Origin of the sequence: Noviherbaspirillum massiliense JC206, assembly GCF_000312045.1 — a bacterium.
Lineage (GTDB): Bacteria > Pseudomonadota > Gammaproteobacteria > Burkholderiales > Burkholderiaceae_D > Noviherbaspirillum > Noviherbaspirillum massiliense.
In genome coordinates this window covers 2,964,926-2,976,782 of record NZ_HE978634.1, presented here as the reverse complement: position 1 = coordinate 2,976,782, position 11,857 = coordinate 2,964,926, and the positions used below count along the sequence as shown (strand labels likewise).

Annotated in this window: 9 protein-coding genes; 2 read left to right on the top strand and 7 right to left on the bottom strand. The window is 61.4% G+C overall.

What is annotated here, in order from left to right:
- Nucleotides 1-11: 11 nt before the first annotated feature.
- From HGHM_RS14575 to HGHM_RS14560, 4 genes are all read right to left on the bottom strand, one after another.
- Entirely contained in the window at nucleotides 12-416 is a 405-nt protein-coding gene (locus tag HGHM_RS14575) for a PaaI family thioesterase (RefSeq protein WP_019142284.1), read from the bottom strand.
- A 109-nt stretch (nucleotides 417-525) separates the two neighbouring features.
- Complete coding sequence (locus tag HGHM_RS14570; RefSeq protein ID WP_019142283.1) at nucleotides 526-2,655, bottom strand: putative bifunctional diguanylate cyclase/phosphodiesterase; 2,130 nt, start codon at nucleotides 2,653-2,655, stop codon at nucleotides 526-528.
- Nucleotides 2,656-2,859: 204 nt separating this feature from the next.
- Nucleotides 2,860-5,535 (bottom strand): sensor domain-containing phosphodiesterase, encoded by a 2,676-nt coding sequence (locus HGHM_RS21390; RefSeq protein ID WP_019142282.1) that lies wholly within the window; start codon nucleotides 5,533-5,535, stop codon nucleotides 2,860-2,862.
- A gap of 65 nt (nucleotides 5,536-5,600) precedes the next feature.
- Nucleotides 5,601-7,001, bottom strand: a complete 1,401-nt coding sequence (locus tag HGHM_RS14560) for a PQQ-dependent sugar dehydrogenase (RefSeq protein ID WP_019142281.1) — start codon at nucleotides 6,999-7,001, stop codon at nucleotides 5,601-5,603.
- A 158-nt stretch (nucleotides 7,002-7,159) separates the two neighbouring features.
- Here HGHM_RS14560 and HGHM_RS14555 point away from each other — a divergent pair, with 158 nt between their 5' ends.
- Entirely contained in the window at nucleotides 7,160-7,771 is a 612-nt protein-coding gene (locus tag HGHM_RS14555; RefSeq protein ID WP_081583569.1) for a CHRD domain-containing protein, read from the top strand.
- A gap of 48 nt (nucleotides 7,772-7,819) precedes the next feature.
- Here HGHM_RS14555 and HGHM_RS21385 read toward each other — a convergent pair whose 3' ends face one another.
- Both HGHM_RS21385 and cls read right to left on the bottom strand, forming a co-directional pair.
- Nucleotides 7,820-8,422 (bottom strand): DUF2243 domain-containing protein, encoded by a 603-nt coding sequence (locus HGHM_RS21385; RefSeq protein ID WP_245549220.1) that lies wholly within the window; start codon nucleotides 8,420-8,422, stop codon nucleotides 7,820-7,822.
- 123 nt (nucleotides 8,423-8,545) lie between these two features.
- A complete protein-coding gene (gene cls, locus HGHM_RS14545; RefSeq protein WP_019142278.1) occupies nucleotides 8,546-9,970 on the bottom strand; it encodes a cardiolipin synthase in 1,425 nt (474 codons plus the stop codon).
- A 148-nt stretch (nucleotides 9,971-10,118) separates the two neighbouring features.
- Here cls and HGHM_RS14540 point away from each other — a divergent pair, with 148 nt between their 5' ends.
- Entirely contained in the window at nucleotides 10,119-10,970 is an 852-nt protein-coding gene (locus HGHM_RS14540; protein ID WP_019142277.1) for a DUF429 domain-containing protein, read from the top strand.
- Nucleotides 10,971-11,109: 139 nt separating this feature from the next.
- On the opposite strand, the gene HGHM_RS14535 is transcribed toward HGHM_RS14540, so the two are convergent.
- Entirely contained in the window at nucleotides 11,110-11,361 is a 252-nt protein-coding gene (locus tag HGHM_RS14535) for a DUF6139 family protein (RefSeq protein WP_019142276.1), read from the bottom strand.
- Between the last annotated feature and the right edge of the window lie 496 nt (nucleotides 11,362-11,857).

Here is an 11,857-nt window from a genome sequence, read left to right as displayed (position 1 = left end):
CGCCCGGAGCGTCAGTTCCCGAGCACCAGCTGGGTCTGCGTCACGACCGCGCACAGCTTGCCCGATTCGGATTTGATGGAGGTCTGCCAGACCATGGTGGTCTGGCCGCGATGCAGGGCGATGGACTCGCCGGTGACGGTGGAACCGGAGGGCGCGGCGCCCATGAACTTGGTGCTGGATTCGATGGTGGTGGTGCGCTTCCCTTGCGGCAGATTCACGAAGGTGCCGACCGCGCCCAGCGTATCGGCGAACGCCATGATGGCACCGCCATGGAGGATGCCGCCGACGGTGCACAATTCCGGCCGTACCTTGAGCGTGGCGCTCACGCGCTCGGGCGTGGCTTCGGTCAGCTGCATGCCGAGCATGCCGGGGAACAGGGGGGCGAGCAATTCCTGGATCGAGTCGAGGCTGGTCACGGTGGTCTCCTTTGGTCTCTGTGTCGTGGGGAATAAGGGCACAGATTAGCAAAGGGCCCCGGATTCCGCCCGGAATCGGATCACCCGGTTTGCGCAAGCTCAGATCGTGTCAGGCAGGGCTCGGCGCCCCAATGTGTCGACTATCCGGAGTGTCCGCCGCCAGGCCCATGGATTGCCGCAGCAGCCGCTCGAATTCCTGCGCGGGCAGCGGGCGGCTGCGGTAATAGCCCTGGTATTCGTCGCATCCGAGCGTGCGCAGGAAGGCGAGTTGTTCGCCGGTTTCCACTCCTTCCGCGATCACCCGCAGCCTCAGGCTGTGCGCAAGCGCAATCACCGATTTGACGATGGCGGCATCGTCCGGATCCGAGCTGATGTCGCGCACGAAGGAGCGGTCGATCTTCAGGCTGTCGAGATGGAAGCGCTTCAGGTAGCTCAGGCTGGAATAGCCGGTGCCGAAATCGTCGATGGAAATGTGGATGCCCTTCGCGTGCAGCCGCTCCAGGATCAGCGCCGCCTCTTCCGCATCCTGCATGACGGTGCTCTCGGTCACTTCAAGCTCCAGACAGCTTGCTTCCAGCCCGGTGTCTTCCAGGACCTGCGCAATGAACTCGACCAGGTCTTTCTGCCGGAACTGGACTGCCGACAGGTTGACCGCGACGCGCAGGCGCGGCAGGCCGGAGAGTTGCCATTGCCGGTTCTGGCGGCAGGCGGTCGACAGCACCCATGCACCGAGTGGAATGATCAGGCCCATGTCTTCGGCCAGGGGAATGAATTCGGCCGGCGACACCAGTCCCTTCTGCGGATGGCGCCAGCGCACCAACGCTTCCATTGCAACGATTTCCCCGGACGCGGTGCTGACCTTGGGCTGGTAGTGGAGCTCGAATTCGCCATTCTCGAGGGCGTGACGCAGGCTTTTCTCCATCTCCAGCCGCATGGCCGCAGCGGCATTCATCTCCTTTGTAAAGAACTGGTAATTGTTGCGCCCCATGTTCTTGGCGTGATACATCGCGCTGTCGGCATGCATCATGAGCGCGCGCAGGTCCGTTCCGTCATCCGGATAGATGCTGATGCCGATGCTGGAGCTGATGTTCTGTTCCTGGCCTTCGATGGAGAAGGGCCGTGCCAGGGCGGTCAGGATCTTTTCCGCGATATGGGCGGCGGCCTGCGCCTCCGCCATTTCCCTGAGCACCACGACGAATTCATCGCCGCCGATCCGGGCTACCGTGTCTTCCGAGCGCAGAATGGCCGTAAGGCGCTGCGCCACCGCCTGCAGCAGCTTGTCGCCGTAATGGTGGCCGAGCGAATCGTTGATGGTTTTGAACCGGTCGAGATCGAGGAACATCACCGAAAAGGGCTTTCCCGAGCGTTGCGCGGATGAGATGGCCTGGATGATGCGGTCTTCCAGCAGCGTCCGGTTCGGCAGCCTGGTCAGGCCGTCATGGAGCGCGAGATGATGCAGCCGTTCATTCGCATGCCGCAGCGAACGGGTCAGCCCGGCAGTGCGGGATGCGAGCCGAGAATCCGCCGCCGACAGCAGCAGGGTAATGACGAGAATGCCGATGGTCGCCAGGCTGATGGTGACGGCCAGCCAGGTGCTGTCGACGCCGCCCTGGACGGTACAGATGCTGCCGTCGGCAAAATTGGCGGCGGCCATGCCGGTATAGTGCATGGCGCAGATCGCCAGCCCGATCAGGACCGCGCTACCGGCTTTTTTCGCCAGTGCCATGCGCGAGTCGTCCTTCCTCAGCGTGGTCGCCAGCCACAGCCCCGCGATGGAAACCACAATCGCAACCAGGATCGATGCGGCGAACAGCATCGGATCATAGGCAATGCCCGGCTGCATGCGCATGGCGGCCATGCCGGCATAGTGCATCGCGCTGATGCCCAGGCCCATCAGCGTGCCGCCGGCGCAAAGGCTTGCCGCGCCGACCCGGGGCCGACTCACGAGGAATAAGGCGAAGCCGGAAACCGCGACCGAAATCAGCAGGGAAAGCAGGGTGAGCAGGATGTCGTAACTGATCCGGATCGGCAGGCTGAATGCGAGCATCCCGACGAAGTGCATCGACCAGATGCCGAGGCCCATGGAGAATGCGCCGCCGGCCAGCCAGAGGCCGGCAGCCCGTTCCCGCGCAAGCGTGACGCGCTGCGCCAGTTCCAGGCCGGCATAGGCGGCAAGGGATGCGACGATGATTGACAGAACGACCAATCCGCTCTCGTAAGTGCCGCTCAGGTAAGACAAGGTGTTTCCCCAGGTTGGATTCGTCCGGATGCAGGACGAGGTATCCCGGTAACGGCAGCGGAGCTGCTTTCTTTAGATCTAATAAAAAAAATTTCGCTGGCCGACATGGCGGCTGGCGAGGGCGTCCGCGGCAGGCCGGCATCCAGATAGTGCATTCGCGAGTCCTGCCGGCCCGGGAGGTGAGGGGCCGGATGCACTTGCCGGTCAGGCTTGCAGGGATTTCCCGCTTGCCAGCATGTCGCGCAGGACGTCGATGCCGACCGGCTCGCTGAACAGGTGGCCCTGGAATTCGTCGCAATGGCTCTCGCGCAGGAAGGCGAACTGGCGCGGGTCGGACACGCCTTCCGCGACCACCGTTAGGCCGAGGCTGTGACCGAGCGAGATGATGGCCTGCGCGATCAGGCCGTCGTCGTGACGGACCCCGATGTGCTGGACGAAGGAGCGGTCGATCTTCAGCTGGTCCACCGGGAAGCGCTGCAGATAGCTCAGGCTGGAATAGCCGACGCCGAAATCGTCGATCGCGACCGGGCAGCCCATTTCCTTCAGCTCGCTCAGGATCAGGTCGGTCGCATCCGGGTCGCTCATGACCGTGCTTTCAGTGACTTCCAGCTTCAGGTCATGCGGCTTGATCCCCGAATTCCTCAGCGATGCCCGTACCGAATGCAGCAGCGATTCCGAATCGAACTGCCGCGCCGACAGGTTGACCGATACCGAGCAGCCCGCGCCGCCCGCAGCCTGCAAGACCTTCAGTTGCCGGCATGCGGTATCGAGCACCCATTCCCCGATGGGCACGATCAGCCCGGTCTCTTCGGCGACTTCGATGAATCCGTCCGGGGTGACCAGGCCCTTGGCGGGATCGAGCCAGCGCAGCAAGGCTTCGAAGCCGACGATCCTGCCGTCATCCACCCTGACCTGCGGCTGGTAGAACAGGATGAACTCGTCGCGGTCGAGCGCGTGGCGCAGCCTGGTTTCGAGTCCCAAACGCTGCGACATGCGTTCATTCATGGAAGAGCTGAAGAACTTGTAGTTGTTGCGCCCGGTTTCCTTGGCGCGGTACATGGCAATGTCGGCGCTCTTGAGCAGGGCGTCGGCAGACAGGCCATCCTTCGGATACAAGCTGACGCCGATGCTGCAGGTGACGAACAGCTGATGGTCGGCCACGGAAAAGGGTTGTTTGAAATTCTTCAGCAGGCGATCCATCCAGATCGAAAAATTGTCGGCGTTCAGATGCCCGGCCAGCACCAGCACGAATTCATCGCCGCCATGGCGGGCGATGGTGTCGCCTTCGCGCACGCATTTCTGCAGGCGCGCCGCAACTTGCTTGAGCAGCAGGTCGCCCATGTTGTGGCCGAGGCTGTCGTTGACGTACTTGAAGTTGTCGAGATCGATGAAGATGATCGCCACTTCGGTGCCGTGGCGCTGCGCGGAGGCGATCGCCTGGTGGATACGGTCATGCAGCAGATTGCGGTTGGCCAGGCCGGTGAGCCCGTCGTAATTGGCCTGGTATTCGAGCTGTTCCTCGTAGCGCTTGGCATCCGTGACGTCGTTGATCACTGCCACGAAATAGGTGGAGGCGTGACCAGTGCCGTGCACCGGTGAAAATGCCAGCTCGATCCACAGGCGCTCGCCATTCTTCTTGTAGGCATGCAGCTGCGCGAGTCCGTCGCAGCGCTCGCGCACTGCCTTGTTGATGTTTTCGATTTCCGGCTGCTCCTGGTCAGCCGCGAACAGCATCCGGAAATCCGACCCGAGCACCTCGGACCTGGCATAGCCGGTCATCTGCTCGAAGCTCGGGTTCACGTACTGGATGCGCTGCTGCAGGTCGACGATGACGATTGCGTTCAGGCTCGACTCGACGGCCCGCTTGAGCAGGCGCAGCTGCGATTCCGCCTTGCGTCGCTCGGTCATGTCGATGCCCATGCCGGAGGTGTATGCCTTGTCCCCGATCCGGGTGCGCATGCCGCTCATCAGGTAGGGGATGTGCCTGCCATCCTTGGTGAGGATTTCTGCCTCGAACTGCGCCTTGCCGCGGGCATACAGCTCCCGGCGCTTTTCCTCGTACAGGTCGTACTGCGTGCGGTCGAAGAACATGCGCGGGTCCGCGCCCGCCAGTTCGCTCGCGCTGTATCCGGTCACCCGCGCGAAATTTTCATTCCAGCGCAGGAGCCGGCCTTCCTCGTCGAGCACGTAAAATATGTCCGGCAGGCTGTTGAGGAGGAAATCGGAGACATTGCGCTCGACGACGCGCTGCTCGACTTCCGATTGCAAGGCCGTGTTTGCACGCTGCAGTTCCGCGCTGCGCTGCGCCACCCGCGCTTCCAGGTCTTGCTGTATGCCGTGCAATTCCTTTTGCGCCTCGTCGCGCTCGGCCACGGTCTGGTTCAGCCTCGCCAGGGAGCGCCGCAATTCCAGAAGCGAAACCACCTGGCGGCTCAGGCGCCACAATCCATCCTTCTGCTCTTCCGTCAAATGCCGCGGCACCCGGTCGATCACGCACAGGGCACCGAGTGCAACGCCTTCCGGCGTGATCAACGGCACCCCCGCATAAAATCGTATCCAGGGAGCGGCTTGCATCAACGCATGGGAGCAGAACGACGGATCGTTCAAGGTGTCGACTACCTCGAGATAATCGCGCCGCTCCACCGTGTGTGCACAAAACGCAAGTTCCTTTGACGTCTCCGAAAAATCCAGGCCGATGCTGGATTTGAACCACTGCCTTTTTTCGTCCAGCAAGCTGATGACGGCCACCGGCGTTTTGCAAATGGTCGCGGCCAGCGCCGTCAGGTCGTCGAACTCCGATTCCGCTGGCGTGTCGAGAATATGGTATTGGCGCAGCGCATCAACGCGTGTCCGCTCTTGCTCGGATAAGATCGGCATCATGTTGAACCCTCCGCAGGTTCGACAGCGATAAGCCGGTGCTGTTCAGTTTCGCGCGGCAGGAAGCCTTACTTCTGGTACAGCTGGTAAATCGCCCCCGCGAAATCGTCCGAGATCAGGATATTGCCCTTGCCGTCGGCGATGGCGTCTACCGGCCGTCCCCAGACGTCGCGTGCTACCGGATCGATCACGAAGCCGCTGACCAGGTCAATGCCCGCACCCGCGTTGCCGGCACCATCGAAGGGAAAGAACATGACCTTGTAGCCGGCGCTGAGCGTGGTGCAATTCCAGCAGCCATGCAAGGCAACGACCGCACCCTGGCGGAATGCGGGTGCAACGTTGCTGTTTTGCAGGAAGCTGAAGCCGAGCGGCGCGGAATGCGCAGCGATCCCCTTGGAGGCGCGGGTCGCGCGTGCGCAATCGAAGTTCGAGCCGTTGAGATTGAGGTCGGCGTCGTTCGCGAATTCCAGGTTCGCCATGCTGGCATTGGGCAGGCTGTTGCAGAATGGCCAGCCGTAATTCGCACCATCACCTACCGCCGTGAACAGGTCCGGCGGATTGTCATCGACAAAGGCATCGATGATCTTTCCGAGGTCGATGCTGCCATCGCCGTCGAAGTCATTGGCGAAGGGATACTTGATTTCATCGCGGTTGTTGACGGTGACCCACAAGGTATTGGTGACCGGCAGGAAGTCAAGGCCTTCCGCATTGCGCAGGCCGCGCGCGAACAGCCGGCCATTGCTGCCATCGGCGTCATACTGGTAAATCGCGCCGCGCACCGGGTTGGCCTGGGTATCTTCGACGCAGGCATTGCAGTTGGAACCGATCGACACATACAGCTTGTGGTCCGGCCCCACCGCAATATTCTTCAGCTCGTGTCCGTAAGTGCCGCCGAGCTCCGGCGACGAGGAATCCGGCAGATTGTCCACCACCACTTCGCGCGCGGCGCTGGTCGTGTCGCCCGGCTGATAGACCGAGCGCGTGACGCGGTTGGATTCGGCAATATAGAGATAGGTCACGTTGCCGATGGTGTGGAACACCATGTCGTGCGGATTGCGCAGGCCGGTGGCGAAGCTGAATTCCTGCGGCACATCGCCGGGCCGCTCGCGCAGGAGCCGCACTTCGCCCGAATCCGGGATCGACACCAGCACGTCGCCATTCGGCGCAAGTGCGAGGAAGCGGGCATTGTCAACCCGTGCCCACAGGCGGATGCCCATGCCGGGAGGCACATTAAGCGTCCTTGCGCTGGAGAAGGTTCCGCTGGCCAGAGTGCTCGGTACTTCCAGGGTTTGCTGAACGCTTGCTGCAGCCGGCGCGCTCGCGGAAGAGGCGCTGCTCGGCGAGGCTTTGCTGCCTCCACCGCCCTCTCCGCAGGCAGCCAGCATGCCGAGGCACAGGAAGGCGGATAACATGGTCAGCAGCGCACCTTTCGGGAGACGGCCCGATGATATTTTCTTCGCGGTTTTCATGACGTGGGGCACCTGCTGGACAGGCAGAAAAAGGCAAGGAAAAATCAGATAGTCTTTTGATATGTTGGTTCAATTTCATTGCAATTTGTCAAAGCAAATTTGCATGCTTGTGTTAGTCCGATTGCATCAAGGGCGAAACGAAGAAGGCGGGTGATCCAATGAAAGCCATGATTTCCGCGCAATTTGCCGGCGCCGCACGGTACATGTGCTTTTCGCTGCTGCTTGGCGCAGTCCTGCTGCTTGCCGCATGCGGCGGCGGGCATGACGACCTGCCGCAGGCCTTCAGCACCATGCTGACGGGCAACCAGGTTGTCCCGGCCACGGGAAGCGCGGCGAGTGCGGACGGCCTGCTGACTTACGAGCCCGACTCGCACACTCTGACCGCCAGCGTGATTGCCAATGGTGTCGCCGCCACTGCCGTGCAGTTGCGGGAAGGGCGGCCGGGCAGCAATGGCCCGCTGGTACTGGCGCTCGCCTCCGAATCAAGTACCGGCGGCACCGGCATCTGGAGCGCGCGCGCCGGCATTACCCACACCCAGCTCTCATCGCTGCAGGCAGGGAATTTCTACCTGGAGGTGCAGAGCGCAGCCTTTCCTGCCGGGGAAATCCGCGGGCAGGTGCAATGGGAATTTCCTTCAGGTGGACAGATAGAGCGTTTGAAGCAATGGCGGCAGCAGTCGCTCACCATAGAATTGCAGCTGCAGCAATTACGGCGGATCGCGGAAGACGATCATGACCATGTCAGGATCGGGCTCCTCATCCTGTTCTAGCTGGCTTCCCTGTCGGCATGCGGGTATCGTTCGCCTGCGCCGCGGCAGTCAAAGTGCCGGGCCGATGGCGGAGCGCGACCTGGCACGCCGGTCCTTCCCGGACGGGGGCGGTTCGCGCCAGCGGCGCAGCAGGATGCCGGCTGCCACGAACAGCACACCGAACAGCAGGAACCACAGCACATCCCAGAACAGCCGGTCCGGCACATCCATGCGCACATGATGGATGCCCAGTATCCAGTGCGACAGCACGCTGTCGAGCACATGCCAGCTGCCAAAGCCGATCAGCGCGTTGGCTCCGAGCATCCGGTTGGCCGCCTTCAGCGCAAATACATGGCGCGCCCGCACCAGCTTCCAGATGCCGACGGCGGCAATGACATACATCGCCGCATGGAACAGGCCATCCGCGAGGATCTGGATGCGCGGGTCGTTGAATGGCGTTTGCGTCCATCCGCTCAGGAAATGGTGCCACTGCAGTACCTGGTGCAGCAGGATGCCATCGAAGAATCCGCCGAGGGCAAAGCCGATGCAATAGCCGGCCCAATGAAAGGAGCGGTAGTTGGGGGGCATGATTGCCTCGATGCGGTGGTCCATGGCCTTGGCCGCCTCCCTGGTGGTCTCGAATACGTCGGTTTGTATTCGGGCACCGGACAACAGGCATTGGTTCCGCATTGACCGGAATTTTCGGAAAAGAGAGCGGGAACTGCACATGCCGCGGAGGAAGCTGCCTGCCGCGCAGCGGCGGCAGAAATTTTTCCCGCCTGCAGCGGCTGCCCCTTACAGCCAGTAGTTGAACATCCTCACGCCCCACTCGCGCAGGCGCTCCGTCACGCCGCGCTGCGCCCAGCGTTCCCGGGAAACTTCCACCGATTCCCGGACATCCCGCTGGAACAGCGCTTCCATCTGCCGGGCGAAACCGATATCGAGCACCACGGCATTGACTTCGTCATTGTGGAGGAAGCTGCGGATGTCGATATTGGTGGAGCCGATCGTCGACCACACGTCGTCGATCACGGCGGTCTTGGCATGCAGCATGGCGCCTTGCCGCTCATACACGCGGATGCCGGCATCGAGCAATTCCTGGTAGTAGGAGCGGCTGGCGTAGACCATGAAGCTGTTGTCGGAAAAGCTGGGAAACACGATTTGCACGTCGACTCCGCGATGGGCGGCATCGATCAGCGCATCGACGACCTGCCGGTCGGGGGAAAAATAGGCGGTGGTGAGATGGATGTAGTTGCTGGCATTGGCGAAGGCGGAAATATACGTCTTGTAGATCGTGTAATCCTCCTTCTCCGCGATGCTGCCGATGGCGCGTACCAGGGCCTGGCCCTGCGGCTTGAGGGGCGGGAAGAAGTCTGCATCCGGCAAGGCGGTGCCGGTTTTCAGACGCCAGGTTTCCAGGAACAGCTTCTGGATTTCCCCCACCGCCGGCCCTTCGATCTGCATGTGGGTATCGCGCCAGACGGCTTGCTTGGGGTCCTTCGGCGGCTTGCCGCTCTTGCTGCCAAGTAGCGCACTCTTGCCATACACCCGGCTGATGTTCACGCCGCCGGTAAACGCGATGCGTCCGTCGACGATCAGGATCTTGCGATGATCGCGCTGGTTGATTTCCCAGTCGTCGTGCGCGCGCATCGGGTTGACCGGATTGAATTCCAGCAAGCCGATGCCTGCCGCGCGCAGGCGCTCGAAGAATTCCCGCGGCGTGTCCAGCGTTCCCACGCTGTCGTAGATCACGCTCACCTGCACACCTTCCGCATGCTTCCTGATCAGCAGGTCGGCGAGAGCGCGCCCCACTTCATCGTCTTCGAAGATATAAGTCTCGAGGTGGATGTGCCTGCGCGCTTCGCGGATCGCAGCCAGCATGGCGCGCATGGTCTGCGGACCATCATCCAATAGCGTCACCTTGTTGCCTGCCACCAGCGGCTTGTTGCTGATCGCTTCTTCCGCCTTGATGTGCCGGGTCAGGATGGCAGTGGGATCGACCTGCGCCTTCAGCCGGCTCAGCAGTGCCTGGCTTTTTCCTGCAGGCAGGGTACCCTGCCCGTCGGCGATCTGCGGCCGGTTGCGCGGTATCAGCTCTTCGTCGCGCAGATAGCTGACATCGGGCAGGGTGGCGCAAGCAGCGAGCGGCAAAAGCAGCAGGGGCCAGCCGTGCCTCAGCACAAGACCGGACAGCAAATGCAGCCAGGAGCGGCGCTTCATGAAGAAAAGACTTTCATAGTTCGCAATGCATGAAAGACATATTGCATTGGAGAGGCTTTTCCAATCGATAATTCCCGAAGCGAACCATGTCTTGTGTTGCAACAAGCCTTGCACACCAGCACTGGGAAAGTGGCGCTACACTCCCGGCATGCATATCGTCGGTGTCGATTTCACTTCCTCTCCCCGCCGCGCCAAGCCGATCACGGTGGCGCACGGTCACAGCGACGGCAATGTCTTGCATGTCGAGCGCATCGCCGAACATCCTGACTGGACGTCCTATGAAGACTGGCTGCGCCAGCCCGGTCCCTGGGTGGGCGCATTCGATTTTCCCTTCGGCCTGTCGCGTGAACTGGTCGAACATCTCGGCTGGCCGCAGACCTGGGCGGAACTGGTCCGGCATTGCGCTGCCATGCCGCGGGCTGCATTGCGCGAGACCTTCAAGGCTTTTTGCGACGCGCGACCGGTCGGCAACAAGTTCGCGCACCGCGTCACCGATGGCCCCGCCGGTTCCAGTCCTTCAATGAAATGGGTCAATCCGCCAGTGGCCTACATGTTCCATGAAGGCACGCCGCGCCTATTGGACGCAGGCGTGACGGTGTATGGCTTGCATGCGGGCGACCCGCAGCGTATTGCGCTGGAAGGCTATCCCGGCCTGGTGGCGCGGGCTGTGACACGTGCATCCTACAAGAGCGACGAGCGTGCGAAACAGACACTGCAGCGGCAAGCCGCGCGTGAAGAGATCGTGCACGCGCTCGAGGCAGGCACGCATCCTTTTGGCATACGGCTGCATGCTGTGCCGTCATTGCGGCAACGGATGATTGAAGATGGAACGGCGGATTGGCTGGATGCGGTGTTGTGCGCGGTCGCCGCAGCCTGGGCGGTGCAGCGGCCGCATTTCGGATTGCCGCCTGAAATTGATCCAGTCGAGGGATGGACCGCGGGTGCGATCCCTGCAGCACTGGATGCGGGGGCGGCAGAAGCCGGAGGATGCTCCGGCTAAAGCGTGCGCAAGGGTTTCAGCCTGTTTGCAAACTTGATGTGCGTGCCTCTATTCGGCCTGCGGTGCTCGAAGTACCGTTCGTACTGACGTGCGCCTCGGCCAAATATCGGTTTGCTTCGTATGGTGTTTGGGCAGGCTTTTAGACGCTCGGCCCGAGCCAGACCTTATCGTGCACTCGTGAAATGGCATAGCCTTTCGCGTCGATCTGCTGCAGCGCATCTTCCGGCGACAGGCCAAGCACGGGTTCATTGTTCGGATCGAGATCGATATTCTGCTCGGCGGTCTCCCACTCGATACTCGTAGCCTCCTCCGGAATGGGCCTCCCTTCAGGGACGGCAAGATAGGAATATCTCCCTTCGTTCTCCGGGCGCTTGTAAACGTCAACTTTCATAGGTCCTTCCTTTCAAGTACTCGGTGACACATTGACCAGCAGGTAACGGGAAGGTTGCAGGGTTAGAAAAAACAAATCCGCTCCCGCGCATTTTTTGAAATGCGGCGCCTGGGTCTCCTCCACAAAGCGCACTGCTGCAGCCGAGGCAGGTGCGCTCTTTTTTTATTGATCCCGCTCGTGTCCGGGACATTTCAGTTTCTACCTTCCTGTTAAGGAATGTTCAAAGGAAATCCACGCATTCCTTGCACTTCCTCTAATGACGCGCGCAATCTCCTTGCCTGTCGTACACCTTTCTTCAAAAAAACCTTTCTCCATTGCATAAACGAGTATTGACTGCCCCCAGTCAATATTTAGAATGGGCAACGTTGCGTGTCATCAAGAGTTGCCCAGTATCATCCTGATTACACGCCGTCCTCGCTTCGCTTGTGCCCTTGCTCATTGGACATGCGGTGCTGTTCCCAGCACGCCGCCCGCACGAAGCAAAGCCCCTCGGCGG